The organism is Streptococcus sp. WM07 (assembly GCF_004570525.1).
Classification (GTDB): Bacteria; Bacillota; Bacilli; order Lactobacillales; family Streptococcaceae; genus Streptococcus.
Genome location: NZ_SPPZ01000180.1, coordinates 1 through 456, shown reverse-complemented (window position 1 = coordinate 456; position 456 = coordinate 1). Strand labels below are relative to the sequence as shown.

At 38.2% G+C, this 456-nt stretch carries 1 other RNA gene and 1 pseudogene; both read right to left on the bottom strand.

The features are described from left to right. Nucleotides 1-161 precede the first annotated feature (161 nt). Nucleotides 162-258, bottom strand: an RNA gene (gene ffs, locus E4T71_RS08945) — signal recognition particle sRNA small type. 90 nt (nt 259-348) lie between these two features. After that, nucleotides 349-456, bottom strand: a pseudogene (locus E4T71_RS08940) (IS30 family transposase); the annotation flags it as partial.

Genomic DNA, 456 nt, shown 5'->3' with positions numbered 1-456 from the left:
TCGCATAAATTTATCCTAGTGAACGAGCGAGAATCTACCATATCAATCTCCATCCTGATGATTTATAAGATTAGTATAGCTAGATTTCTAGTTCGGTTAAAGATACCTTGTTATTGGGCGCTTACGAAATAACAATGATTTCCTGCGTTTTATGGTTTCTTCAAGACACACAAAAAGAGCACACAATCTACATCGCTTAGGGCTGCTGGATTCCTCCCCTGACCCGCTTCACGCAAGATTGTTGCTCCACTAAGTATTATACCATAACTCTGTACTTTGTCGACTATTTTTCGCTCTTTACTGTAAACGATTCAGATTTTAGAAACATAGCTAAATTTCAAGTTGAAGTTAGCCACCGCTAAGAAATTCCTTCGGCGACTTGTAGCCCAAGCATTTTTTAGGATAGTTGTTTATCCAATTTTCAATAAAGGCTACCTCTTTTGGGGTCGTTTCTTT